This is a genomic window from Parendozoicomonas verongulae (genome assembly GCF_009711465.1).
In the GTDB taxonomy this organism is placed as follows: Bacteria; Pseudomonadota; Gammaproteobacteria; order Pseudomonadales; family Endozoicomonadaceae; genus Sansalvadorimonas; species Sansalvadorimonas verongulae.
This window is the reverse complement of record NZ_SMME01000269.1, coordinates 1-455: the sequence shown is the minus strand read 5'-3', so window position 1 is coordinate 455 and position 455 is coordinate 1. Positions and strand designations below refer to the sequence as shown.

Here is a 455-nt window from a genome sequence, read left to right as displayed (position 1 = left end):
CTTTGCTGCTCTGGCGGTGAGAGTCAAGCATGCTGGCCGTATCGAATGTGGTACCACAGGGGCAGGTGGTGTTCAGTTTCCCCTTGCACCGAGCATCGTTACTGCACCGGCGGTGGGATTTAAGCTGGTTAACTGTATCGAAGGTGGCGCCGCATGGGCAGTTGGTGTTTCGCTTCCCCTTGCACCGGACGTCGCTGCTGTTCCGTCGGTGAGAGTTAAGCAGGTTGACCGAATCGAAAGTGGTGCCACAAGAGCAGGTGATATTCTGCTTCCATTTGCACCAGGCATCACTGCTGCTCCGGCGGTGAGAGTTAAGCAAATTGACCGAATCGAAGCTGGCGCCGCATGGGCAGATAGTGTTCATCTTACCCTTACACGGGGCATCCCTGCTGTTCTGGCGGTGGGATTTAAGCAGGCTGGCCGATGCGAAGCTGGCGCCGCATGGGCAGGTAGTG

General features: G+C 57.1%; 1 protein-coding gene. It reads left to right on the top strand.

The window, feature by feature from the left end; translation table 11 throughout:
• Positions 1–455, top strand: a 455-nt coding sequence (locus tag E1189_RS22220) for a hypothetical protein (protein WP_230459842.1), incomplete at both ends; no start/stop codon positions are given.